The organism is Allobosea sp. (assembly GCF_036675845.1).
Lineage (GTDB): Bacteria > Pseudomonadota > Alphaproteobacteria > Rhizobiales > Beijerinckiaceae > Allobosea.
Genome location: NZ_JAKFED010000140.1, coordinates 15,433 through 39,704, shown reverse-complemented (window position 1 = coordinate 39,704; position 24,272 = coordinate 15,433). Strand labels below are relative to the sequence as shown.

The following is a 24,272-nucleotide window of genomic DNA, read 5'->3' as shown; positions in this document are numbered from 1 at the left end:
CCGGCCGCCCCTCGGGGCGGCTGGCGCCACCTGCCATTAACCCGACAAAGGCTTCCCCGATGACGATCACCCGTTTCCTCACGTCCACGGCCTGCGCCGCAGCAATGACCGCGGCCGTGTCCTTTTCCGCGAACGCCCAGACCGAGCTTTCCGCCTATGCGGACAAGGATGGGTTCATCAATGTGCAGGAGCTGACCTGCGCCCAGCTCGCCAACACCTACCAGGAAGACGCCGACATGCTGGCGGCCTGGTATAGCGGCTGGTACAACGGCCTGGCCAAGAAGCATTACGCCCATATCACGCGCGCCAAGGCAGGCGAGCACAAGCTCATCGTCTACTGCAAGGCCAATCCCGGCAAGAAGGTCATCCAGGCCATCGACATCCTCCTCAAGGACGAGAAGACCAAGAAGTGAGGTTGGCACGCACCGAGCAGGTCCCGGTGCCACCACGTTCCGGCCGGAGAACCAGGCGTTCCCCGGCCGGCGCGGCGCAAGCGCGCGAAGGGAGCAACGCCGTACCGGTGTTGCTGCTCTTCCTCTCGGGCGCGGCGGCGCTGATCTGCCAGGTGCTCTGGATCAAGCAGCTCACGCTGGTGGTCGGCGTCGATGTCTATGCCGTGACCACCGGCGTCAGCGCCTTTTTCGCCGGCCTCGCCGTCGGCGGCCTGCTCTTCGGCCGTATGGCCGATCGGAGCGCCTGCTCCTTGCGCCTCTATGCGGCGCTCGAAGCCGGCGTCGCTGTCCTCGCCGTCCTGACGACGCTTTGCCTGTCGCAGGCCGCGCCGCTCTTTGCCCGGCTCGAAGCAACGAATCCATTGCTCGGCTGGGCGATGGTCTTCCTGCTCGTCGGCCTTCCCGCGGTCCTGATGGGCGGAACCCTGCCCGCGCTGACGCGTTTCGCGGCCAGCCAGCGCAAGGATGTCGGCCGCGTCGGCGGCGGCCTCTATGCTGCCAACACGGCTGGCGCCATCGCCGGCGCCCTGCTGGCTTCCTTCGTCGTCATTCCCGCAGCCGGCATTCGCGGCTCGGCTCTCGTCGCGGCGGCGATCTGCCTGATCGCCGCGCTTCTGGCACTCGCCTTAAGCAGGGGCGCCACGGTTTCTGTTCCCGCGTCTCCGGAGACCACCGAAAGCCGTTTCACGACTTCCGCGTTGCTCGCGATCGGCCTCTACTCGATCGCCGGAGGCATCGCCCTCGGCTACGAGGTGGTCTGGTCGCAGATGATCGTGCCCTTCATGAGCACGCGCAGCTTCGCCTTTTCGGTGCTGCTGGCCACCTATCTCACCGGCCTTGCTCTCGGCTCGGCCCTCTATGCCCGCTGGGCCGATCGCGTCACGCATCCCTGGAGCGTCTTCGGACTGCTCATCGCCGCGGCCGGGCTGTCCGCCGCGCTCGCCATTGCCGTGCTCGGCCCCTGGCTGATCCAGTTCCAGAGCTTCGTCGAAGCGATCGTGCTGAGGCTGACCGAAAGCGCCTTTGCCGGGATGGCAGCCCGCTTCGCCATCGCCGCGATCTGCGTCGTCCTGCCCAGCACCCTGTTCCTCGGGGCCGCATTCCCGGCGGCGCTTCGGCTGGTCGTCGATCCCCGGCATGTCGGCCGGGGTGTCGGCGCGATCGTCGCGCTGAACACGCTCGGCGGCATCCTTGGCTCCGTCCTGACCGGCTTCGTCCTCGTTCCCGCGCTCGGCCTGGTGCGAAGTCTCGCCGTACTTGCCGTCGGCGCCGCGCTGATCGGCGTGATCGCCGCGCTGCGCGAGCGCCGCAGCGCCTCGAAGATCTGGACCGCCGCGCTTGCCGTCAGTCTGGCGGCTTGCGCAACGGCCGCTCTCCTGCCGTCCGACCGTCTCGCCTCGCTGCTGCCAGGGGCCCGCGGCGCAAATCTGGTCTCCTATGAGGAAGGCCTCGGCGGCACGGTCGCGGTCGTCGAGCGCAATTCGGGGCGCAACCGCTTCCGCCGCCTCTACATCCAGGGCGTCTCGAACTCCGGCGATGCGATGCCGTCGCTGCGCTATATGCGCCTGCAAGCGCTGCTGCCGCTGATCATCCACAATGGCGAACCGAAATCGGCGCTGGTGATCGGCTTCGGCACCGGCATCACCGCCGGCGCCCTGCTGACCCATCCGGGGCTCGAAAAGCGCGTCGTCGCCGAGCTCCTGCCGAGCGTGGTGCGGGCGGCCTCGGCCTTTCAGGGCAACTACCAGGCGGCGGGCGATCCCCGTCTCGATATCCGCCTGCGCGACGGGCGCCGCGAGCTTCTGCGCAGTCCGGAGCTTTACGACCTGATCACCCTGGAGCCGCCACCGCCTTCCGCAGCCGGCGTCGCAAACCTCTATTCCAGCGACTTCTATGCCCTGGCGCGCTCGCGTCTCGCCGGGGGCGGGCTCGTCGCGCAATGGCTGCCGCTACCGACCCAGAACGACGAGGACACGCGCTCGCTGGTGCGCAGCTTCCTCGACGTCTTTCCGCATGCCACGCTCTGGACCACCGAGCTTCACGAGATGCTGCTGATCGGCTCGCAGGAGCCGGTGATGCTCGACCTGCCGCGGATTGCCGGGCGGATGGCGCAGCCGGAGGTGGCGAAGGCGCTCGCCGAAGTCGGCATCGCGTCCCCGGCGGCGCTGCTTGCGACCTTCGTCACCGACCGCGCGGGGCTGGAGCGCTATGCCGGCAGCGCCCGGCCGGTGACGGACGACGATCCCCGGATCGAATATGCCGGCTGGGTCCGCCGCCTGGAGCTGAACACGACCCTGCCGGCCCTGATGGACATGCAGCGCGCTCCGGCCCTCATCGGTGCCGACGATGCCTTCAAGGCGGCGCTCGCTACCGAAGCCGACATCCTCCTGACCTTCTACGATGCCGGTCTTGCCGCTTATTCGGGGGAGCGGACGCGCTGGGCCAGGCAGATGCGGAGCGTGGCGCAGAAGGCGCCGGAGAATCCGTATTATCGCTGGTTCAGTGGCGGGGGACGGGAATGAACCGCTTCGACAAACGCTGCGCGAGGATCAAAGCCATGAGCACCCGATACCCGCCTTCGACCTGGCGTTCGCAGTCGATGCCGAACCGGCGTGGAATCCTCGCCGGCGCGGCGGCAATGCTGATCGGCATGGTTGCCTCGGCGGCCGGCACATTCGCCCAAACCGACCCGCTGCCGTCCTGGAACGACGGCAAGGCCAAGTCGACGATCCTCGACTTCGTCGGGAAGGTGACGCGGGAAGGCGGACCGGACTACGTCAGGCCCGCCGAGCGCATCGCGACCTTCGACAATGACGGCACGCTCTGGGCCGAGCAGCCGGTCTATTTCCAACTGCAGTTCGCCTTCGACGAGGTGAAGCGGCTCGCAGCCCAGAACCCGGACTGGAAAACCAGGGAGCCTTTTCGCTCGGTTCTGAACCGCGACCTGAAAGGCCTTGCCGCGTCCGGCGAGAAGGGCCTGCTGCAAATCATGGCCGCGACGCATACGGGCGTGACGACCGACCAGTTCGCCAAGGCGGTCGCCAACTGGCTGGCCTCGGCCCGGCATCCCACCAAGCAGCGCCCCTATGACGAGTTGGTCTACCAGCCGCAGCTCGAACTGCTCGCCTTCCTGCGGGCCAATGGCTTCAAGACCTTCATCGTCTCGGGCGGCGGCGTCGAGCTGATGCGGGTATTCGCCGAGAAGGCCTATGGCATTCCTCCCGAGCAGGTCATCGGATCCTCAGGTGTGGTGAAGTTCCGCCTCGGTAGCGACGGCAAGCCGGAGCTGTTCAAGGAGGCCAAGGTCGAGTTCATCGACGACGGTCCCGGCAAGCCGGTCGGCATCAACCGCTTCATCGGGCGCCGCCCGATCCTCGCCTTCGGCAACTCCGATGGCGACCTGCAAATGCTCCAGTACACGACAGCGGGATCGGGCTTACGGCTCGCGCTGATCCTTCACCACACCGATGCCGAGCGCGAATGGGCCTATGATCGGACATCCCGGATCGGCAAGCTCGACAAGGCTCTCGACGAGGGCAAGGCGAAGGGCTGGACGATCGTCGACATGAAGGCCGACTGGAAGACTGTCTTTCCGCCGGAGCGGCGACCGTGACGGGCCTCGTTCTCGACAGGCCGGCCGCGCTGGCCGGCATGCGACGCATCGATGGTGGCCCGTTCCGCATGGGGTCCGACCACCACTATCCGGAGGAAGCGCCGAGCCACCGCGCCAGTGTCGATGGCTTCTGGATCGACGAGACGCCGGTGACGAACCGGCAGTTCCGCGCCTTCGTCGAGGCGACCGGCCATGTCACCTTCGCTGAGATCGCGCCCGATCCGAAGGACTACCCCGGCGCCTTGCCGCATATGCTGCGGGCGGGCTCGCTGATGTTCGACCCGCCGACGCACCCGGTCGATCTGCGCGACTGGTCGCAATGGTGGTCGTTCCGGTTCGGCGCGACCTGGCGCAAGCCCTATGGCGCGGGCTCCTCGATCAAGGGGCTCGACGATCACCCCGTCGTGCATGTCGCCTATCGCGATGCCGAGGCCTATGCCGCCTGGGCGGGGAAGTCGCTGCCGACCGAGGCCGAATGGGAGTTCGCCGCCTGGGGCGGACGCGAGGGCGCCGAGTTCGCCTGGGGCGACGAACTGACGCCCGAGGGCCGCCACATGGCCAATATCTGGCAGGGCAGCTTCCCGAACGAGAACACGAAGGAGGACGGCTTCGCCCGGACCTCGCCGGTGAAGGCGTTTCCCGCCAATGGCTACGGCCTCTACGACATGATCGGCAATGTCTGGGAATGGACCTCCGACTTCTGGTCGACGCGCCACCCGGGCGACGCGCCCAAGGCCTGCTGCGTGCCGCAGAACCCGCGCGGCGGGCCGGAGGCGGAGAGCTACGATCCGCGCCAGCCGCAGATCAGGATCCCCCGCAAGGTCCTGAAGGGCGGCTCGCATCTCTGCGCGCCGAGCTATTGCCGGCGCTACCGCCCGGCCGCCCGCCATGCCGAGCCGATCGACACATCGACCAGCCATGTCGGCTTTCGATGCGTCGTCAGGCCGACTTCGTGACTGTTGTCGCGCCGTGCACCGAGATGTGAGCTAAGGATAGGATCGATGGCCAGGACTTTCTCGAATCGATGAGGATCGGATGACAAACGCGATGAAGCTCTTCCGCCTGCCGGCTGCCATGCTGTGCTGTTGGCCCCTGATCGCCTGCACCACCTCGAGCGAGCCGCCGCCGACCGCGTCAGCGCCGGTCGCGCTGCCACTCCCCGCGGAGCGCAGCTATCTCGACCCCGGCCCGGGCGCTCCGCGTACCGGTGGTCCGAGTTATGTCCGGGCCAATCAGACCAGCGCGCCGCGGCAGACGGACTTCTTCGGAAACGACCTCCTCCCGCAAACGCCTTGAGGCTGGAAGCTCGGCTGGGCCGGGCAGGCTTGCCAGCGGGCAGCGCTGTAACTGTTACGGGAATGACTCATCGCTTTCTTTGTTCAGAATTTGGCGCATGCCTAGAGCCGGGTCCGATCAGGTTGATTCAACCTGATCGGCGAATCCGTCTCTGAACTATTGATATCAGAGAACGCGCGATCCGATCGGATTGCGCGGTAACTGATCGGCGCGTGCTCTAGCGGGAAGCGATGATGCCCAGAGCATCGACCACGCCACGTGATGCCATTCTCGAGCTTCAGGGCCGCATCAACCAGGACATCATCGGGCAGGAGCGCGTCGTCGAGCGCATCGTCATCGCGCTGCTCGCCAACGGAAACGCCCTGATCGAAGGGCTGCCCGGCCTCGCCAAGACGCGCGCCATCAAGAGCCTGTCGAAGAACCTGGAATCCGACTTCAGCCGCATCCAGTTCACGCCCGATCTGCTGCCCTCCGACGTCACGGGCGGTGAAATCCTGCGTCAGGACGGACAGTTCGAATTCCGCAAGGGCCCGGTCTTCGGCAATCTCATCCTGGCCGACGAGATCAACCGGGCGCCGCCCAAGGTGCAGTCGGCGCTGCTCGAGGCGATGGAGGAGCGCCATGTCACCGTGGCCGGCCAGCGCTACGACCTGCCGCCGCTGTTCATGGTGCTCGCGACGCAGAACCCGATCGAGCAGGAAGGCACCTATCCCCTGCCGGAAGCGCAGATGGACCGCTTCCTCATGCATATCCGCATCGACTATCCCTCCGACGCCGACGAGGTGAAGGTCATGCGCCTCGTCCGCTCCGAAAGTGCGACCGCCCAGGCGAGCCCATCGCCGCCGCCCGCCAAGATCCCGCAGCAGTCCATTTTCGACGCCCGGGCGGAGATCGACCGCGTCGTCACGAAGGATGTCGTCGAGACCTACATGGTCGCACTCATCGCCGCCACGCGACGGCCTGCGGAGTTCGGCGAGCACCTCAAGAACTGGATCGCTGTCGGCGCGAGCCCGCGCGGCTCGCTGGCGCTGGATCGCTGCTCGCGCACCTACGCCTGGCTGAAGGGGCGCGACTACGTCACGCCCGACGATGTCCAGGCCGTGGCGCATGACTGCCTGCGCCACCGGCTGTCTCTGGCCTACGAAGCCGGAGCCGACGGAATGACGGCAGACACCGTGCTGGACGAGGTGATCAGGCAGGTTGCCGTCGCCGTTTGAACGAGGCCGATCATGGCGCTGATGCGGGAGAGGGCAAGGACCGGCAGCAACGCTCCGAGCGCCGGAGCCCGCGCCTTCGTCACGCTCGACGACCTGCTTCGTCTCAAGCACCGGGCACGCGGCTTCAGCTTCCAGCCGCACCAGCCCGTGCACAGCCTGCTCGCCGGCCGCCATGCCTCGCGTCTGCGCGGCCGCGGCCTCTCCTTCGAGGAACTGCGGCACTATTACGAGGGCGACGACACCCGCACGATCGACTGGCTCGCCACGGCGCGGCTCGGCAGTCCGCATGTCCGGGTCTATTCCGAGGAGCGCGACCGGCCTGTCCTGCTGCTGGTCGACCAGCGCAGAACGATGTTCTTCGGCAGCCGGCGGGCGATGAAATCGGTCGCGGCAGCGGAAGCTGCGGCGCTTGCTGCCTGGCGGGTCACCTCGCTCGGCGACAGGGTCGGCGCCGTGGTCTTCGGCGAGGCCGGAGTCGTCGCCATCAAGCCGCAGGCGCGCGACCAGGGCGTCATCCGCGTGCTCTCCGAGGTCCACCGCCAGAATGCGGCGCTGGCGCACCCCTCGGCGCAGGAGACGACGACCGGAGGCCTGAACGAGGCTCTCCGGATCGCCGTCCGCATGGCCAAGCATGACGGCCTGATCTGCCTGATCTCGGACGCCGCCGGAGAGGATGACGAGACCACGCGGCTGGTGACGCAGCTTTGCGCCCATAACGATGTGCTCGCGATCTTCGTCCATGATCCGCTCGAAGGGGATCTGCCCGATGTCGGGCCGGCGACATTCAACTCCGGACAGGCGCAGATCGAAATCGACGCCTCCGCGCCGGCCTTGCGCGAGCGCTTCTCCACGGACCACACGCAATGGCGCGCGCGGCTCGCGCAGTTTTCCCGCAACCGGGCCATCCCCGTCCTGCCGATCTCGACGACACGCGATGTCGGCGACCAGCTACGCGAGTTGATCGGCCGTCGCCGGGCCCAGGTTCTGGCCACGGCAAGCGGTCAGGCGCCGCCATGAGCGCCGACCCTGGAGACCTCGCCAATCTGGCTGACCTCGCCTTGGCGCCACCCGTATCATTCTGGCCGCCGGCTATCGGGATCTGGATTCTCGCTGCCGCGGCATCGGCCGCTCTGCTGGTGTTCTCCTATCGGGCGCTGCGCCGCTACCGCGCCAACGCCTATCTGCGCGAGGCGATCTCCGAACTCGATGCGCTTTCATTGGCTTCGGGCCCTGACGAGCCGGCCACGGCCGAGGCCGTCTCGTCGATCCTGAAGCGCGTCGCCCTTGTCCGCTATGGCCGCGAGGCTGTCGCCGCGCTGACCGGAGCCGGCTGGACGGGCTTCATCGCCCGGACGGCGCCGCAAGGCGCGAGCACCGATGCCATAGCGGAACATCTGGGCCGTTTCCTCGCCGAGGAAAGCCCGGCTGCGCCACCGGACCAGCGCCTTCTCTTTGTCCAAGCCAGGGTTTGGCTTCGCGGCCAGCGCGCCCGCATCGCGGCGGAGGCGTGACGATGCTCTCCTTCGCCTATCCCTGGATCGTCCTGCTCTTGCCGCTGCCGCTTGCGGTCTGGTTCGGACTGCCCGCCCATGCCGAGCAGAGGCCCGGCTTGCGCGTACCGTTCTTCGACAGGCTCGCCCGGTTGAGCGGGCAGGAGCCTGTTTCTGGCGGCGTCGTGGCGCGTCGCGGCGCGGTCCGGCTGATCGTGGCCGGCCTGTGCTGGCTGCTCGCGCTCGCGGCGCTGGCCCGGCCGCAATGGCTCGAACCACCGCTGCATCGCGACCTGCCGACGCGCGACCTGCTGGTGCTGGTCGACCTTTCCGGCTCGATGGACACTGCCGATTTCGTCGATGCCTCGGGCAAGACCGTCGACCGGCTCACCGCGGTGAAGCAGGTGCTCGACGATTTCCTGTCGCGCCGAAAGGGCGACCGCGTCGGCGTCGTCGTCTTCGGCGATGCTCCCTTCGCGCTCGTGCCCTTCACCACCGACCTCGATCTCTGCCGGGCGATGCTGCGCGACACGGCCGTCGGCATGGCCGGCCCGCGCACGGCTTTCGGCGACGCGATCGGGCTCGGAATCGGCCTGTTCAACCGCAGCACCATCAAGACGAAGACCATCATCGCCCTGACCGACGGCAACGACACGACGAGCAAGGTGCCGCCAGCCGAGGCGGCGCGTGTCGCCAAGGACAAGGGCATCGTCATCCACACGGTCGCGGTCGGCGACCCGCGGGCTGCCGGCGAGGACAAGCTCGACGAGGCCGCGCTCAGGGACGTCGCCAGTGCTACGGGCGGCAGCTTCTTCCGCGCGCTCGACCGCGTGCAACTCGCCGACATCTACCGCCAGCTCGACCAGATCGAGACGCGCCGAATCGACACGGTCGGTTTCCGTCCAAGGCGCGACATCTACTGGGTCCCGCTCGGCGCAGGCCTCCTGCTGGCGCTGATCGCGCAGGCGGCGCTCCTGCTGCGGCGGAGGCGGAGCTTCTCGCCCTCTCCGGTCCAGCCGGTCGCGGGGGTCATGCCATGATCGCCGCGCTTGCGCCATTTCATTTCGAACGCCCGCTCTGGCTGCTCGCATTGCTGCCGGTCGTCGGGCTCTGGTTCCTCGATCGTCGTGGCTCGGACGCGCTGCTCAGATGGCGCGCTGTCATCGATCCGGCGCTCCTCGCCCATCTGATCGTGGGCGAAGCGCGCCGCACGATCGTTACTCCCGCAAACGGTTTGCTGATCGCCCTGGCCTTGACGGCAATGGCTGCCGCCGGTCCGGCCTGGCAGCGCGAGCCCTCGCCCTTCGCCGACGCCAAGCCCGCGGTTGCCGTCGTGCTGAAGGTCACGCCGTCGATGCTGGAGCAGGATCTCGCCCCGACCCGGCTCGACCGAGCGAGGCAGAAGCTGGCGGACATCCTCGCCGCCCGCGAAGGCGCTTCGACCAGCCTCATTGCCTATGCCGGCTCGGCGCATCTCGTTCTGCCGCCGACCCCTGACAGCGACGTCGTCCTGAACCTCGCCAAGTCGCTCTCGCCCGACATCATGCCCAAGGAGGGCGACGACCTCGCCGGCGCTCTCGCCCTGGCGAAGCGCGCGCTCGCCAGCCAGGCCGATGGCGGCTCGATCCTGATCATGGCGGATGAGGTCGAGCCCGATGCGAAAGGCCCGCCGGCAGCGGCGGCGCACCTGCCCGTGACCATCCTGTCGCTTCTGCCGCCGTCGACAGGGGCCGAACGGTCAGGTGCGGCGGCGCAGGCCTTGAATGCGACGATCGTGGCGACGACCGCCGATCAGACCGACGTCGCGGCGATCGTGCGGCGGCTCGACCGGGCCGACCAGGCGCGCGGCGTCGATGGCGAAGGCCAGCACTGGCGCGAGGCCGGCTACTGGCTCACCCCGTTGATCGCGCTTCTGGCCCTGCTCTGGTTCCGGCGTGGATGGGTGCTGGCATGAGGGCTTCCCGCGCACGCCTCTCCTCGCCCTACGCGGTCGTCGGCATCGCAGCCGGCATTCTCATCCTGCTGGCGGCTTATCGCGTCGGTTGGGACGGGCTCTGGCTGACACCGGATCAGCGCGGCCGGGTGCTGATGCGCGAAAATCGCCCGGCTGAAGCGGCCAGGGCCTTCCGAGACCAGCTTTGGCGCGGCATCGCCCTGTTCCGTGCCGGCGATTTCAAGGCCGCGGCACAGGCCTTCGCCGCCACCGACAGTGCCGAGAGCGCATTCGACCAGGGCAATGCGCTCGTCATGCTCGGCCAGTACGACGACGCGCTGAAGCGCTATGACCGCGCAGTCGCACTGCGTCCGGGCTGGCGCGAGGCGCTGAACAATCGCGAAATCGCCCGCATCCGCGGGGAGCGGAAGACGACCAAGGGCGGCGAAGCCGACCAGACGGATTCCCGCCCCGACGAGGTCGTCTTCGACAAGACGAAGAAGGGCGGCGAGGACACGACGGTCGAGGCGGCCATGCCGATGTCGGACGAGGCGGTCCGCGCACTCTGGCTGAAGCGCGTCCAGACGAAACCCGCCGATTTCCTGCGCGCCAAATTCGCCTACCAGCTCCGGGCGGCGCCGACGGAGGCACGCCCATGAGGCTCGTCGCGGCCCTGCTCCTGGTCATCTTCCCGGTGCTGGCGCTGGCTCAGATGCCCGGCCATGCCCCGCTCGTGCGCACGACGCTCGATCCGGTCGATGGGATCGTCATCGGCCAGCCGGTGCGACTGCATGTCGATGTCATGTTCCCCGGCGAAATGCCGCATCCGCCGCTGGTCCGGCTGGGCGATGCGCCGGGCGCCCAGATCCTGCGCTTCGAGACGCAGGCCGTGACGATCCGCGACCGCATCGACGACCTGGACTATGTCGGCCAGAGCTTCGAGTTCCTGGTCTTCCCGCGCCGTGGCGGCGAGATCGCCATTCCCGCCCCGGAGGTGACGCTGCTCGACCGCAACGGCGATCCGGCAGGGTCTGCGACCGGCAAGGCTCTCGCGATGACCGTCACCGTGCCGCCGGGCCTGGACCCGTCCGGCCCGGTTCTCGTCGCGGACAAGGTGACGGCCAGCGAAAGCTGGTCGCCCGATCCGGCTTCGGTCGGCATCAGGACAGGCGGCGCCATCACCAGGACGATCCGCAGGCAGGCCGCCGGCGTTCCGGCTCTCGGCATGGCGGAGCTGCGCTTCACGGCACCCGATGGCGTGCGCGTCTATGTCGATCCGCCCGTCATCGACGACCGCAGCAACAGGGGCACGGTCGACGGGCAAAGGACCGACAAGGTGACCTATGTCTTCGAGAAGCCGGGACACTACACCTTGCCGGAGCTCTCACAGCCCTGGTGGGACATGGCAAGCAAGCAGGCGCGCGCCGAGACGCTCGCGGGTCTCGCCGTCACGGTTGCGGCCGGAGGCGCGGATGCTGCCGACCCGGAAGCGACCCTGACGCGACGCCCGGCGTTCCTGGCCGCTATCGGCCTCGGGGCCGTTCTGCTGCTCGCTCTTGCCGCCATGTTCCGGCGACGATTCAAGGCAGGCTGGAATGCGCTTCGGCAACGCAGCCGCTCGTCGGAAGCCTCCGCGCGCAAGACCCTGGAACGGGCGGCGGCCTCCGGCGACGCCGCCGGGACCTATCGTGCGCTCGCCGCCTGGCTCGACCGTTTGCCGCCTGAGGCCGCCGACGGTGTCCGGGCCGATCCCCGCACCCGCCAACTCATCGAGAGGCTCGAGCGCGCGCTGTTCGGCGCCGATGCGTCCTGGAGCGCGGCCTGCGGAGCGCAGTTGTCGGAGGCGATCACGCGCCGGCATCGAGCCCGGCGGATGTCTCGCACCACGGCCAACCTGTTGCCGCCCTTGAACCCGGCCTTTCCCGACTGACCCGATCGCAGGAGGACTTCGTGACCCCGCTCGACATCTTTGCCTGGATCGTGCTGGTCGTGCTGGTGCTCAGCTCGGCCTTCGTCATCGTCTTCATGGCGATGCTGCCTGGCATGATCGCCCGCAGGCGCCATCATCCCTGGGCGGAAGCCGTCACGGTCGGCGGCTGGGTGACGCTGTTCCTAGGCTTCGTGCTCTGGCCCGTCGTCCTGATCTGGGCCTATGTCGACGTGCCGTCTGCCGCCGCTCCTTCCGCTCGCGATGGGGAGGCCGTGCGATGATCGTCGTCCTGCTCAACGTCTATCTCGCTCTGCTCTTCATCCTGGTGAAGCTGAGGGTCGTGCCCTTCAACCTGTTCTGGAAGGTCTCGCCGCTCATCGTGTTCCTGTTGCTGATGGTCGGCCTGTTCATCCCGATGAACTGGGGCGCGCCGCAAGGCCCGGCTCTCGTCGTCCGGAATTCGGTCGCGATCGTTCCCGAGGTCGCCGGCGAGGTCATCGAGGTTCCGGTCCAGCCCAATCGCCCCCTCAAGGCCGGCGAAACCCTGTTCCGCATAGACCCCGTTCCCTTCGAGGCGCAGCTTCGCGCCATCGAAGCGCAATTGCGGCTGGCGGAACTGCGGCTGTCGCAGATGACGCAGCTCCAGACGCAGGGGACCGGTCGAGCCTTCGATGTCGAGGAACGGCAGGCCGCCGTCGATCAGCTCCGGGCCCAACGCGATGGCGCGCAATGGAACCTGGACAAGACGACCGTCCGCGCGCCGGCCGACGGCTATGTCACCAATCTCGCTCTGCGCAAGGGAGCGCGCGTCTCGAACCTGCCCCTGGCGCCGGTGATGGCTTTCATCGACACCTCCGACACGGTCGTCGGCGTCGAGATCAACCAGATCGACGCGCGCTATCTCGCGGCCGGGCAACCGGTCGAGCTGACTTTCAAGATGACGCCCGGCACCGTGCAGACCGGCAAGGTCGAGACCATCCTCCAGGCGATGGCCTCCGGCCAGGTCCAGACTTCGGGCCTCGCGGTCACCCCGGAAGCGATTCAGGCAGCTCCCTTCGTGGTGCGTGTGCGGCTGGACGACGACGCCTATGCCAGGGCGCTGCCGGCGGGCAGCGCGGGCGATGCCGCGATCTTCACCGACCGCGTCCAGGCGGCCCATGTCATCCGCAAGGTGCTGCTGCGACAGATCGCGATCACCAACTACGTCAACCCGTACTGAGCCTGGGCCGACGACCGGCAGCCGCATGCATTTGATGCAGGCCTGTCAGCCTGTGACGGGCCTCGACTGCCCTGGCGCATTGCCGGAAGACCAGTCCAATGCCGCGATCCTCTGGCTCCGCCTGCTCGGGCGTCAGAGGGCAGAACTCGCGCGTCGACGAGGCTGGGGGACCTGCTTTGAAGCTGCCATTGTGGGGGAGCGCCTTGAGCGCGACTCTCCTGGTGCAAGTCGTAAGTTCGTTCGCCGCTGCAGCGATCCCGTTGCTGGGGCCGATCCTGACGCAGCGATGGGGCCTGGCGCCTGAAAACATCGGCTACGTCTCAGCCGTCGTTTCGGCCGGGATATGCTGGTTTCTGGCATGTGGCGGCCCGATGCTCGACCATCACGGCCCCATTCGCACCCTGCAGTTTGGCCTGATCTTTGTCGCCGCGGGCCTGGCGCTCTTGTCACAACCGATCGTTTCGCTCGGGCTCGCCGGAGCACTGCTCGTGGGCTTGGGGCTGGCGCCAAACACACCTGCCGGCAGTCAGGTCTTGATGCGCACCGCGCCGACCGGACACCGCACCCTGATCTTCTCCATCAAGCAAGCGGGGGTGCCGCTCGGAGGGGCCATTGCCGGCATTGTCGTCGCCCCTCTGGTCCTGGCATTCGGCTTCGTCGGCGCCGTGTCGATACTCGTCGCCATCGTGCTTTTCAGCACCCTGCTGGTCCAGGCCTTTCAGCCCAGGCTCGATGCGGAAAAGGGGCCACCGAACAAGGGCTGGGCTCGCCTGTTTCTGACACCATCTTCGCTGGCGAGATCGGCCCGGGTCCTCAACGCCCATCCGGCCTTGCCGATGCTCACCGCGATGGGTGTTTCGTTCTCGATTGCGCAAGCCTGCATCACCGCGTTCACCGCGACCTACATGGTTATCCAGCATGGGGCGAGCCTGGCTCAGGCGGGGCTCTATATGTCGGTGCTGCTTGCGACGAGCACGGTCGCACGCATCTTCTTCGGATGGCTGGCGGACCGGTTGGGATCGGGCCTTCTGCTCTTGTCCGTTCTGGCGTTGGGAGCGGGCACCGCGATCCTGCTTCTCGTCTGGTCCGCAGCCGCAAGCCATTGGTTGATCTACGGGTGCATGGCGCTGGTCGGCGCGACATCGATGGGCTGGAACGGCGTTCACATGGCTGAGCTCGCCAGGGCGTCGCCAGCGGCAATCATCGGCGATGTTACATCCAGCGCCAGCCTGTTCGGCTTCATCGGGTCGATCTGCGGACCGTTGGCGTTCGCCATGATCGCCAGCCAGACCGCAAGCTTTACCTGGCCTTTCGTTCTCGTCGCCGGCCAGTTGATCATTTTTGGCGTGTTTTCCCTTGTCATCGTGCAGCTTGCGCACCGATCGCACCGGTGAAGGACCGAAAAGCAATCGGAAGCGCGAGCTGGAGAACGCTACTTTGACTCGGAACCACCGCCGTCATCCTGGACAAGTCGCGAAGCGGCGCAGCTCCGGGATCCATCGTAGGGCGCCGGAGCCCTACGATGGATCCCGGGCCGAGCTTCGCTCGCCCAGGATGACGGCTGTGGCTCCGCGTGAAAACAACAGACTCTAGGGCATTGTCAGGTTGTTTCGGCCCATGGCCGGCAGCGCCGAAGTCGTTTTTGGATTCTTCTGGCGTGAAGGCTTTGAGGATTGCCCCGATAGACCGTCAGAGGTCTTTGACGGTTCGCTCGGCGGCTTTTTGCAGGAGCGCCTCGAGCTAGGCGAAATGGTGGGCCGGGCCGGATTCGAACCGGCACCGGCGCTGTTATGAGCAGCGAGCTCTAACCGTTGAGCTACCGGCCCGCGGCAGGCCTAGCATCCGCCCGATGGCAGGCGCAACGGCTTTGCGCCGGTCGCCTCCGGTCGGGCTTCCGGCGGCGGGCACTGGTCCCGATCGCAAGGCCGGAAACAAGACGGCCCCCGCCGAAGCGGGGGCCGTGGGATCAGGCGCCGGCGATGCCGCGAGCGGTCAGGCGGCGCGCGCCTCCTGCTCCTGCTCGACGGCGTGGCCTTCGCGGAAGCTGAAGCGGGCGATGTGCTCCTTCAGCGAGCGGGTCTGCTCGTCGGTCAGCGCCAGGGCCGCATTGGTCTCCTCGACCAGCGCCGCGTTCTGGTGCGCCATGGTGCCGATCCCGTCGATCTCCCGGTTGATCGTCGAGACGTCGCTGGCCTGGCCGCGGGCGGTCTGCGAGATGCCGTTCATCAGCGCCGAGAGGTCGTTGACCGAGGTCAGGATGCTGCCGAACACCGCCGAGCTCTGCTCGACCAGGCCGACGCCGACCTTGACGTCGCCATGGGCGGCATCGACCAGCTTCTTGACGTCGTTGGAGGCATCGGCCGAGCGCTTGGCGAGGCTGCGCACCTCGGCCGCGACGACCGCGAAGCCCTTGCCGCTGTCGCCGGCGCGGGCCGCCTCGACCGCCGCGTTCAGCGCCAGCAGATTGGTCTGGAAGGCGATCTCGTCGATCATCGCGATGACCTCCGAGATCTTGCTCGACGAGGCACGGATGCGCTGCATCGCTTCCAGCGCCGAGGCGACGACCTGCTCGCCCTGCTGGGCGCGCTCCTCGGCGCTCTGGGCCATGCCGACCGCCTCGGCCGCATCCCTGGCGGTCTTCTGGACGTTGCCGGCGAAGGCGCCGAGCTGGTTCGTCGCCACCGAGACGGCGTTGCTCTCCTCGCTGGTACGCTCGGCGAGATCGGTGACGCCGTCGAGGATCTCGCTGGTGGCGCTGCGCACCGCCGAGACCGTCTCGGAGAGGCGCGCCAGCGTGCTCTCGAACTCGCCGGCGAGGCCGTTGGCGCCGTCCTTGAGTTCGGCGAAGGCGCCGCGATAGAGGCCCTCGACGCGGGCCGAGAGACGCCCGGCCGAGAGCTCCGAGAGGACCTCGCAGGTCTCGGTCAGGCCGGTCTGCACGGTCTCGAGCAGTTCGTTGACCGAACCCGCGAGCGCGTTCAGCTCGGCATCGGCGAAGCTCGCCGAAACCCGCCGGCTGAAATCGCCCTGCGCCGCCGCTGCCACGACCTGGCCGAAGGCCTCGCCCAGCTCTTCCATCATCTGCCTGCGCTGCTGCTGCGCCAGGGCTTCGTCCTCGACCTTGGCCAGCTCGGCGGCGCGCAGCGCCACCGCATTGTCGCGGAACAGCAGCACGCTCTTCGAGATGTCGGAGATCTCGTCATTGCCCTTCGTCTCGACATTGGTCTCGAGCTGGCCGTCGGCGATCGCCTTGGTCGCGGCCCAGAGCCGGTTGAGGCGTCCGACGATCATCGGGCGGACATAGAACAGCGCCAGCGCCAGCGCGACCAGCAGCGAGCCGAGCCCGATCAGGCCGAGCCAGAGCTTGCTCTCGCCGATCAGCTCGCGCGTCGAGGCGCTTGCCGCCTGCGCCTCGCCGCGGGCGCCCTTGACCAGGACATCGACCTCGCGCCGCAGCACCTCGGCCGCCTCGTCGACCTCCTTCAGGCCACGCGCGATCGACTCGCGCGTGGTGATGTCGCGGTTGCGGATGTCGACGAGCCCCTCGGTGCCCTCGCCGACGGCGATCAGGTCCTGCACCGTGCGCGAGCGCGTCTGGTTGATGTTGACCTTGTCGGCGTCCTCGAGAATCGTCCGGAGCTTGTAGGCGATGCCGTTGAAGCGTTCGCGCGCCGTGCCGAGCCGCGCCTTGTCGTTGATCTGCGCGATCTCGCGCAGCAACCCGACGAGCTCGTTGACGTCGGCCTGCAGGGTCCGGGCCAGATCGAAGATGACGAAGTCGCGCTCGACCAGCGTCTTGACCGCGCCGGCCAGCGCCTCGCCGGAGAGCGAGCCGAGATCGTCGAAGCCGAAGCTCACCGCGAACTTCGCCTGCTCCGCCTCGCCGCTCGCCGCCTTGACGAAGTTCTCCTGCGCCTTGGACAGGTTGGTGAGCGCGGCCTCCGCCTGCGCGACATTGCGCAGGCGCTCGCCGGTCAGGTCGTTGATGTCGTTGATGTGCCGCGAGAGGTTGTCGAGCGCCGCCTGGGCCTTCTTGTTGTCGACGCTGCCGAGCTGGCCGATCTTGCGCACGAGGTCGAATTGCCTCGCCTCGATCTTGTCGAACTCGCCGGTCAGCGAGGCCCGCTCGCGGACGGTCTGCACCTCCATGAAGCGCGGCGCCAGCGCGGTCGAGGTCGTCGCCGCCTGCCAGAGCTCGAGCGCGAGCTCGACGACCGGCATCTTACGCTCGACCATGTCGTCGACGGTGCTGCCGACGCGCTCATAGGAGAGCCAGGCGACGAGCGAGGCCACCATGGTCAGCACGGTCAGCACACCGAGCGCAGCGTAGATTCGCGCGGCGATGCCGACGCGCGACGCCTTCTTCGGCTGGCGCGCCGGTTTCTTGGTCTTCGACATACCCGATACTCCCGAAGGCATGACCACGCGATGGCGGTCGGGAAGAGGAAGCCGGCCGCTCCCCTCGAGCGGCTGGCCTGCAAGCGATCAGACGGAAATTGAACCGGCGGCGCCGAACGCCATATCGGCGCCGATGAAGGCGCCCCCGAAACGGTCAGGTGGAACTGGCTGCGCATCGGCGCGGGCGGCAAATCCGATCAGGATGTCGCGGCGGTCGACCATCTGGCTCCCCAACTCATCGGCTCAAGGCGCAAGCCCGTTGCCGACAAAATCGTCGAGGTTCGCTTAAGGAACGTTTAAGCGGCTGGATTCTTCTGAATCACCCGGCGTCGTCGCCGGTTTACGCTTGCTTAGGACTTGCCCGCCGAACCCGTTGCAGCGCCCTCCCCTGCGGCAGGCCGGCGCTTGCCGTAACGAACCTCGACCGGCAGGGCCGGCAGGCGCCGCCGCGGCATTCGCCTGGGCAAGGAACGGCCCGGTGACCGATGCTCTCAGCCCTCCGGCGGCGCCGGCACCGGCCTTGGCCTTCCCTCCTCGTCGACCGCGACGAAGGTGAAGGTCGCATCCGTGACCTTCTCGTGGAGCGTGGTCCGGAAGCGCTTCGCCCAGGCCTCGACATCGATCTTCATCGAGGTCCGGCCGACGGATTCCACCGTGGTGTAGACGCTGAGCACATCGCCGACCTTGACCGGCCGATGGAACGTCATCGCCTCCACGGCGATCGTCACCACGCGCCCCTGCGCCCGGTCGACCCCGGCAATGCCGCCGGCGGAGTCCATCTGCGACATCACCCAGCCGCCGAAGATGTCGCCATTGGCGTTGGTGTCGGCCGGCATGGCGATGGTGCGCACCGTCAGCGCGCCGCGCGGCTCTTCCTCGGGCTGCAGGCCAGGCTCAGTCATCGGCGTTCTTTCCTTCCTCGATATGGAAGGAATGGAGCACACGATGCAGCAGCGGCGCCAGCACGAAACCGGTGGCGATCACCACGAAGAGCCCGGAGAAGATCGCATAGAAGCCGGCGAAGAGCTTGCCGGATGCGGTCTTGAGCTCGCTGACCGGCCCCATGCCGGACAGGATCATCGCCGCGTTGACGAAGGCGTCGAGCGCGCTCATGCCTTCGCTGGCGGCGTAGCCGGCCATGCCGATGCCGAGGCCGGCGAGCGTCAGCACCAGCCACAGCAGCATCGCCCGCCCCATGCGCAGCGCAAAGCGCCGCGCCGGGATGAGCCCCTCGCGACGATGTTCGAACCGCGTCAGCTGCAGCATCACCGCCCCTTCAGCCGTGGCCGAGTTCCCGGCGCACCAGGGCGGCCCCGGCCGAAAGCGCCGCCAGCTTGCCATAGGCGACATCGAAGGGCATCGGCGCCAGGCCGCAATTCGTGCAGGGATAGAGCTTCTCCGGCGCGACGAAGGCCAGCGCCGCGCGGATCGTCGCCGCGACCTCCTCCGGCGTCTCGACCGCATTGCTGGCGACGTCGATCGCGCCGGCGAGCACGTCCTTGCCGTCGAGCAGCCTGATCAGCTCGAGCGGCACCTTCGAATTGCGGCATTCGAGCGAGACCTGGTCGATCGAGCTCCTGGCGATCACCGGGAAGGTCTCCTCGTAATGGCGCCATTGCTCGCCGAGGCCCGCCTTCCAGTCGATATTCGCCTTGATGCCGTAGCCATAGCAGATATGGACCGCCGTCGTGGCGGTGAGCCCCTGCGCCGCCCGCTCCAGGCAGGCGATGCCCCAGTCGGCGACGGCGCTCATGTAGACGTTGAACGCCGGCTCATCGAACTGGATCACGTCGACGCCGAGTTCCTGAAGTTCCCGCGCCTCCTCGTTCAGGGCGGCGGCGAAGGCCATGGCGAGATCCTCGCGCCGGCCGTAATGCGCGTCGGCGATGGTGTCGACGATCGTCATCGGCCCGGGCAGCGTGAACTTGAGCTTGCGCTTCGTATGCGCCCGCGCCGCCTGCGCTTCCATGGCGTGCACGGAGCCCTTGCGCCGGATCGGCCCTGTGACCGTCGGCACCTCCGCCTCGTAGCGGTTGTTGCGGATGCCCATGATCGTCTTCCTGTTGAAGTCGATTCCGTCGAGATTGGCGAGGAAGCCGTGGACGAAATGCACCCGCGCCTGCTCGCCATCGCCGACGATGTCGAGCCCGGCATCCTCCTGCAGTTTGACCGAGAGAATGGTGGCGTCGCGCTTGCCGGCTTCCAGCGCCTCCCCTTCCAGCTTCCAGGGCGCCCACAGGCGCTCGGGCTCCGCCAGCCAGAGTGGTTTCGGCAAGCTGCCGGCGAGCGTGGTCGAAAGCATGGCGTTTCCCCTTTGCCGTTGAGCCGGTATTCGATCCGCGCCACTATCGGCCAAATGCGACGGGGCCGGCAATGCAGGCTGATTGGGAACTGGTGCGGGCCCGGCCGCGGCCCGATCTCGCGGGCGCCGTCCTCGGCTATACCGGCTATCGCGAGCATCGCGCGATGCCGATCATCCGCCGCGAGGTCCCGGTGCTGGTCGTGCCGCTGATCGTCAATTTCGCCGCCCCCTTCGCGCTCTCCGTCGCAGGCGGCGAAAGCACCTCGCCGCAAGGCTTCGCCGCCGGCATCATCGACCACCCCGTCCTCGTCACCTCCGGCGGCCTGGCGGCCTGTGTGCAGATCGATTTCACCCCGGCCGGCGCCTATGGCTTCTTCCAGCTCGACCAGCGCGAGATGGCCGGCCGCATCGTCGACCTCGACGATCTCGGCGACCTGCGCGGTCTTAGCCCCCGCCTGCGCGACTGCCGCTCCTGGGCCGAGTGCTTCGCCCTGCTCGACGTCGTGATCGGCCGACGGCTGGCGCGCGGCCGCAGCCTGTCGCCCGAAGTGGCGGGCGGCCTCGCCTGGCTCGCGGCAGGCCGCGGCCGCGGCCGCATGCGCCAACTCGCCGCCGCCCTGGGTTGGAGCGAGCGCCACCTGACGCGGCGCTTCGCCAGCGAGACCGGCGTCGCGCCGAAGACGATCGCCCGCATCCTGCGCTTCGAACATGCGCGCGCGCTGGCTGCGGGCGGCCAGGCGGGCGGCTGGGCCGAGATCGCACTGGCGGCCGGCTATGCCGACCAGGCCCATCTGACCCGCGAGTTCACCGCGCTCGGCGGCCTGCCGCCGGCGGCGCTCGCCCGCAACGATGCCGGCGATCACGGCATTCTGGAACCGGCCTGAGGTCCGATTCGTTCAAGACCAGGCGCGCCCGGTCGGCTTTGCTGGCGCGATCTTGCAACCGGAGACGCCCCATGCCGCAACCCGCCGCCATCTATTTCGGCCTGCGCTACCGCGACGCGGTGAAGATGGTCGACTGGCTCGTCGAGGCCTTCGGCTTCGAGAAGCACGCCGTCTTCCTCTCGGAGGACGGCAGCAAGGTCGTGCATGCCGAGTTGCGGCTCGGCGAGGGCATCGTCATGTTCGGCTCGAGCGAAGGCACCGACTTCGCCAAGCTCGTCAAGACACCGTCCGAGCTCGGCGGCACCAGCGCCTCGCCCTATATCGCGACCGACGACATCGACGCCCGCTGCGAGCGCGCCCGCAAGGCCGGCGCCGAGATCGTGATGGAGCCGACCGACCAGTCCTATGGCAGCCGCGACTTCATCTGCAAGGACCCGGAGGGCCATGTCTGGTGCTTCGGCACCTATCGGCCGGGCGCCGCGCCGGCCTGACCGGCCAGCATCCCCGCCGTCATTGCGAGGAGCGAAGCGACGAAGCAATCCAGGAACCGCAGAACAAGACTTGGATTGCTTCGCTGCGCTCGCAATGACGGCAGCGGCCTCTATGCCGCCGCCAGCTTCGGCCGCGCCTTCAGCATCAGCCAGCAGACGATCGAGAGGTTGATCAGGTTCCAGGCGAGGCCGTTGAGGAAGGCGAGCCGGTAGGAGGCGGTCGCGTCGAAGATCAGCCCCGAGACCCAGCCACCGAAGGCCATGCCGAAGACTGTCGCCGACATGACCACGCCGATGCGCATCCCCGCCTCGCGCGGCGGCATGTAGTCGCGGATGATCACCGCATACATCGGCACGATCCCGCCCTGGAACAGGCCGAAGATGCCGGTGACGATGAAGAGCGAGCTCAACCCGTCGAACCAGAGATAGAGGAAGAGGGCCATGCCCTGCATCAGCGAGGACAGCGCGAGCGTCGCCGTGCCGCCGATCTTGTCGGCGATGAAGCCCGAGCTGATCCGGCTGATGATGCCGAGCGCCATCATCACCGTCAGCATCTCGGCGCCGCGCGCCACGCCGTAGCCGAGATCGCTGCAATAGGCGACGATGTGGACCTGCGGCATCGACATCGCGACGCAGCAGCAGAAGCCCGCCACGACCAGGAGCAGCTGCAGCTGGTTCGGCGACAATCCGAGGCTGCCGCGCGCACCCGCGCTGGTCACCTCGGCCGCAGCCATGGTCGCCGCATTGGGCCGACGCCGGAACAAGGGCGCCAGCGGCAGCATCACGACGAGTGAGGCGATGCCGAGCCATAGATGCGTCGTGCGCAGCCCATAGGTCTCGACTCCCCAGTTGATCAGCTGCGGCCAGAACATGCCGGCGAGATAGCTGCCCGACGCCCCGAAGACGACGGCAAGGCCGCGATAGCGCCGGAACCAGTGCGAAAGATCGGCGATCAGCGGCGAGAAGCCGGTCGCGGCGCCGAGCCCGATCAGGAAGCCGTGCGCCAGCGCGAACTGCCAGAGCGAGGTGGAGACCGAGGCGAGCGCATAGCCGCCGCCCAGCAGCAGCGCGCCGAGCACGATCGGCAGGGCGATTCCGAAGCGATCGACCAGGCGGCCCATGACGATGTTGCCGACGCCGAAGCCGATCATGGCGAAGGTATAGGGCAGCGAGGCATCGGCGCGCATGACGCCGAACTCCTGCTGCACCGCCGTCACCACCACGACCGCCGACCAGGAGCCGACACAGGCGATCATCCCGACCAGCAAAGCGAGCCCCAGCCTGAACCAGGCATAGGAGGAATCGGGCGCGTAGCGCGGATCTTCGGACGACATCTTCCCTCCCCTGGCCGAAGCCGGAGAACGCGCTTCTCTTGGTCGAGCAATAGGCGGGCGCCGGGGGGCCAGCAAGCGCAGCCGCTGCGTGGCGATGCGGCGCCGATGAAGGGGCGCCGGGCAGCGTCGTCCCCACCAGGATGCCGAGGCGATCGGCCTTAAACGATGGATGGAACAAGCCGTCATTCCGGCCGCAGCGAAGCGAAGCGCCGGAATCCATCATGGGGAACGGTGCTCTATGATGGATTCCGGAGCAGCGCCGCCATCGCAGCTTGTCCGGAATGACGGCTTGTTTCAGCGGGAAAACGGCAATCCTAGCCGCGCCGCCCCATCTCCACCGCATAATCCTCGGCCGGCATCGGCCGGCCGAGCAGGTAGCCCTGCATGTAGTTGCAGCCCTCGTCGACCAGGAAGTCGAACTGCTCGCGCGTCTCGACGCCCTCGGCCACGACCTCGATGCCGAGCGCATGGCCGAGCGAGATCACGGCCCGCGCGATCGCCGCCGCCTCGGAGGCGACGCCGAGATTGGCGACGAAGCTGCGGTCGATCTTCAGCGTCGTCAGCGGGAAGACATGGAGATAGGACAGCGACGAATAGCCGGTGCCGAAATCGTCGAGCGCGATCCGGACGCCGAGCGCCTTGATCCGGTGCAGGACCAGCATGGTGCGGTCGAAATCGGTGATCATCACGCCTTCGGTGACCTCGAGCTCGAGCCTTTCCGGCTCCAGCCCCGTCTCGGCCAGCACCGTCTCGATCAGCCCCGGCAGGTCGCCATGGCGGAACTGCAGCGGCGAGATGTTGACGGCGATCCGCAGCGGGTTCGACCAGCCGGCCGCCTCGGCGCAGGCCCGGCGCAGCAACTGCTCGGCGAGCGGCAAGATCAGCCCGCATTCCTCGGCGGCCGGGATGAACTCGGAGGGCGGGACCTCGCCGCGCTCGGGATGCGTCCAGCGCGCCAGCGCCTCGAAGCCGATCAACGCGCCGGTGGCGTCGAACAGCGGCTGGTAGTGCAGCCTGAGCTGCTCTGCGGCGATGGCGAGGCGCAGATCGGCCTGCACCTCTTGCCGGGCACTGGCGACGTCGCCCTCGACCTCCTCGCGACCGCTCAGCTCGATCAGAAGGTTGAATGCGCCGACGAGTCTGCCCTCGGCATCATAGAGTGGTGTCGGAAACGGCATGATCGGCACGCGGCTGCCATCGGGCCGCTCGGCCAGCGCCTCGACACCGCGCACCGGCCGCTTCTCGCGCAGTGCGACGGCCATCGGGCCATCCTGATGCGACAGCGGCGTCCCGTCCGGCCGGAACAGGCGCTCGGTGATGCACCACCTGTCCTTGCCGAGCTGCGGCTCGCGCCCGACAAGGCGCCTGGCGGCATGGTTGAAATAGGTCAGCAGCCCCTCGGCATCGGTCATGTAGACGGCGGCCGGCAGATTGGCGACGACAGCCCTGAGCCAGGAATCGTCGAACCGATCGGACGGATAGCCCGGCTGGGTCAGAAGCGCGAGGGCCTCGCCGCCGGCGGCGAGTGCGGCGCTGCTGGTCTTGCCCTCGTCCGGCATCCGGCGGGGCACGGCGCTACGAAACATGCGAAACCTGTCTTGATGTCGGCCTAGAGCACGCGCCGATCAGATTGCGGCGCAATCTGATCGGATCACGCATTTTCTATCACTAGTTTAGAGACGGATTCACCGATCAGGTTGATGCGATCTGATC

General features: G+C 67.9%; 23 protein-coding genes and 1 tRNA gene. 16 read left to right on the top strand and 8 right to left on the bottom strand.

Annotated features, from left to right (window positions below):
• Positions 1-59: 59 nt before the first annotated feature.
• The 14 genes from V6M56_RS14795 (at position 60) to V6M56_RS14730 (ending at position 14,544) form a co-directional block, all read left to right on the top strand.
• Positions 60-413, top strand: a complete 354-nt coding sequence (locus tag V6M56_RS14795; RefSeq protein ID WP_332684874.1) for an HdeA/HdeB family chaperone — start codon at positions 60-62, stop codon at positions 411-413.
• Positions 414-520: 107 nt separating this feature from the next.
• Positions 521-2,974 (top strand): fused MFS/spermidine synthase, encoded by a 2,454-nt coding sequence (locus tag V6M56_RS14790; protein WP_332684873.1) that lies wholly within the window; start codon positions 521-523, stop codon positions 2,972-2,974.
• 116 nt (positions 2,975-3,090) lie between these two features.
• Positions 3,091-4,065, top strand: coding sequence for an HAD family hydrolase (locus V6M56_RS14785; protein ID WP_332684893.1), 975 nt, complete (start codon positions 3,091-3,093; stop codon positions 4,063-4,065).
• A 38-nt stretch (positions 4,066-4,103) separates the two neighbouring features.
• Positions 4,104-5,021, top strand: a complete 918-nt coding sequence (locus V6M56_RS14780; protein ID WP_332684892.1) for a formylglycine-generating enzyme family protein — start codon at positions 4,104-4,106, stop codon at positions 5,019-5,021.
• A gap of 573 nt (positions 5,022-5,594) precedes the next feature.
• The gene (locus tag V6M56_RS14775; RefSeq protein ID WP_332684872.1) at positions 5,595-6,578 is read left to right on the top strand and encodes an AAA family ATPase; all 984 of its coding nucleotides are present in this window, start codon (positions 5,595-5,597) and stop codon (positions 6,576-6,578) included.
• Positions 6,579-6,590: 12 nt separating this feature from the next.
• On the top strand, positions 6,591-7,595 hold the full coding sequence (locus tag V6M56_RS14770) for a DUF58 domain-containing protein (protein ID WP_332684871.1): 1,005 nt from the start codon (positions 6,591-6,593) through the stop codon (positions 7,593-7,595).
• Positions 7,592-8,089 carry a DUF4381 domain-containing protein gene (locus V6M56_RS14765; RefSeq protein WP_332684870.1) on the top strand — a complete coding sequence of 166 codons (498 nt, stop codon included), beginning with the start codon at positions 7,592-7,594 and terminating at the stop codon, positions 8,087-8,089. The genes V6M56_RS14770 and V6M56_RS14765 overlap by 4 nt, the downstream gene beginning before the upstream one ends.
• A gap of 2 nt (positions 8,090-8,091) precedes the next feature.
• Positions 8,092-9,108: a VWA domain-containing protein gene (locus V6M56_RS14760; RefSeq protein WP_332684869.1), complete on the top strand. Its 1,017-nt coding sequence runs from the start codon at positions 8,092-8,094 to the stop codon at positions 9,106-9,108.
• On the top strand, positions 9,105-10,022 hold the full coding sequence (locus tag V6M56_RS14755) for a VWA domain-containing protein (RefSeq protein ID WP_332684868.1): 918 nt from the start codon (positions 9,105-9,107) through the stop codon (positions 10,020-10,022). Before V6M56_RS14760 ends, V6M56_RS14755 begins: the two co-directional genes overlap by 4 nt.
• On the top strand, positions 10,019-10,660 hold the full coding sequence (locus tag V6M56_RS14750; protein ID WP_332684867.1) for a tetratricopeptide repeat protein: 642 nt from the start codon (positions 10,019-10,021) through the stop codon (positions 10,658-10,660). Before V6M56_RS14755 ends, V6M56_RS14750 begins: the two co-directional genes overlap by 4 nt.
• Positions 10,657-11,931, top strand: coding sequence for a BatD family protein (locus V6M56_RS14745; RefSeq protein WP_332684866.1), 1,275 nt, complete (start codon positions 10,657-10,659; stop codon positions 11,929-11,931). Before V6M56_RS14750 ends, V6M56_RS14745 begins: the two co-directional genes overlap by 4 nt.
• A gap of 20 nt (positions 11,932-11,951) precedes the next feature.
• On the top strand, positions 11,952-12,212 hold the full coding sequence (locus V6M56_RS14740; protein ID WP_332684864.1) for a DUF3302 domain-containing protein: 261 nt from the start codon (positions 11,952-11,954) through the stop codon (positions 12,210-12,212).
• Positions 12,209-13,150 carry an HlyD family secretion protein gene (locus V6M56_RS14735; RefSeq protein ID WP_332684863.1) on the top strand — a complete coding sequence of 314 codons (942 nt, stop codon included), beginning with the start codon at positions 12,209-12,211 and terminating at the stop codon, positions 13,148-13,150. The genes V6M56_RS14740 and V6M56_RS14735 overlap by 4 nt, the downstream gene beginning before the upstream one ends.
• A gap of 203 nt (positions 13,151-13,353) precedes the next feature.
• The gene (locus tag V6M56_RS14730) at positions 13,354-14,544 is read left to right on the top strand and encodes an MFS transporter (protein WP_332684862.1); all 1,191 of its coding nucleotides are present in this window, start codon (positions 13,354-13,356) and stop codon (positions 14,542-14,544) included.
• A gap of 356 nt (positions 14,545-14,900) precedes the next feature.
• Here the strand turns inward: V6M56_RS14730 and V6M56_RS14725 are convergent.
• From V6M56_RS14725 to V6M56_RS14700, 6 genes are all read right to left on the bottom strand, one after another.
• Positions 14,901-14,976: transfer RNA gene (locus tag V6M56_RS14725), tRNA-Ile, on the bottom strand.
• Between the two features lie 166 nt (positions 14,977-15,142).
• Positions 15,143-17,548: a methyl-accepting chemotaxis protein gene (locus V6M56_RS14720; RefSeq protein WP_332684861.1), complete on the bottom strand. Its 2,406-nt coding sequence runs from the start codon at positions 17,546-17,548 to the stop codon at positions 15,143-15,145.
• A gap of 87 nt (positions 17,549-17,635) precedes the next feature.
• The gene (locus V6M56_RS14715) at positions 17,636-17,770 is read right to left on the bottom strand and encodes a hypothetical protein (RefSeq protein WP_332684860.1); all 135 of its coding nucleotides are present in this window, start codon (positions 17,768-17,770) and stop codon (positions 17,636-17,638) included.
• Positions 17,771-18,039: 269 nt separating this feature from the next.
• A complete protein-coding gene (locus V6M56_RS14710; RefSeq protein WP_332684859.1) occupies positions 18,040-18,450 on the bottom strand; it encodes an acyl-CoA thioesterase in 411 nt (136 codons plus the stop codon).
• On the bottom strand, positions 18,443-18,814 hold the full coding sequence (locus V6M56_RS14705) for a hypothetical protein (RefSeq protein WP_332684858.1): 372 nt from the start codon (positions 18,812-18,814) through the stop codon (positions 18,443-18,445). Before V6M56_RS14705 ends, V6M56_RS14710 begins: the two co-directional genes overlap by 8 nt.
• A gap of 10 nt (positions 18,815-18,824) precedes the next feature.
• On the bottom strand, positions 18,825-19,850 hold the full coding sequence (locus V6M56_RS14700; RefSeq protein ID WP_332684857.1) for a methionine synthase: 1,026 nt from the start codon (positions 19,848-19,850) through the stop codon (positions 18,825-18,827).
• A 71-nt stretch (positions 19,851-19,921) separates the two neighbouring features.
• Here V6M56_RS14700 and V6M56_RS14695 point away from each other — a divergent pair, with 71 nt between their 5' ends.
• Complete coding sequence (locus tag V6M56_RS14695) at positions 19,922-20,734, top strand: AraC family transcriptional regulator (protein ID WP_332684856.1); 813 nt, start codon at positions 19,922-19,924, stop codon at positions 20,732-20,734.
• A gap of 71 nt (positions 20,735-20,805) precedes the next feature.
• Positions 20,806-21,225, top strand: a complete 420-nt coding sequence (locus V6M56_RS14690) for a VOC family protein (protein ID WP_332684855.1) — start codon at positions 20,806-20,808, stop codon at positions 21,223-21,225.
• A 110-nt stretch (positions 21,226-21,335) separates the two neighbouring features.
• On the opposite strand, the gene V6M56_RS14685 is transcribed toward V6M56_RS14690, so the two are convergent.
• The gene (locus V6M56_RS14685) at positions 21,336-22,559 is read right to left on the bottom strand and encodes an MFS transporter (protein WP_332684853.1); all 1,224 of its coding nucleotides are present in this window, start codon (positions 22,557-22,559) and stop codon (positions 21,336-21,338) included.
• A 314-nt stretch (positions 22,560-22,873) separates the two neighbouring features.
• On the bottom strand, positions 22,874-24,145 hold the full coding sequence (locus V6M56_RS14680; RefSeq protein ID WP_332684852.1) for a putative bifunctional diguanylate cyclase/phosphodiesterase: 1,272 nt from the start codon (positions 24,143-24,145) through the stop codon (positions 22,874-22,876).
• Positions 24,146-24,272 lie beyond the last annotated feature (127 nt).